Origin of the sequence: Pseudomonas sp. FSL R10-0056 (assembly GCF_009600105.1) — a bacterium.
Classification (GTDB): domain Bacteria; phylum Pseudomonadota; class Gammaproteobacteria; order Pseudomonadales; family Pseudomonadaceae; genus Aquipseudomonas; species Aquipseudomonas bubulae.
The window spans coordinates 1-303 of the sequence record NZ_WIWL01000120.1 but is presented as its reverse complement, the minus strand read 5'-3'; the positions used below and the strand labels follow the sequence as shown (position 1 = coordinate 303).

Genomic DNA, 303 nt, shown 5'->3' with positions numbered 1-303 from the left:
CAACCATATCGAACAGCAAATTCGACCTTGGGCTCTTGGAAGAAAAAACTGGCTGTTCGCCGGTTCACTACGCAGTGGCCAACGCGCTGCCGCGCTAATGAGTTTGATCCAGTCAGCCAAACTCAACGGCCACGATACGTATGCTTATCTAAAAGACGTTCTTACTCGCCTGCCGACGCAGCGGGCGAGTGAGATTGGGGAGTTGTTGCCGCATCGATGGCAACCGGCTTAGTTACGCAAGACGGGATGCCTGACCGCTCACCTTGGCCGTTGGCTTTAGCCGTCTCGACCAAACTGTAAAGC

Annotated in this window: 1 protein-coding gene; it reads left to right on the top strand. The window is 54.5% G+C overall.

Annotated features, from left to right (window positions below; all coding sequences use genetic code 11):
- On the top strand, positions 1–232 hold a 232-nt coding region (locus GHO42_RS06730), incomplete at its 5' end, for a transposase domain-containing protein (protein ID WP_153384136.1).
- Positions 233–303 lie beyond the last annotated feature (71 nt).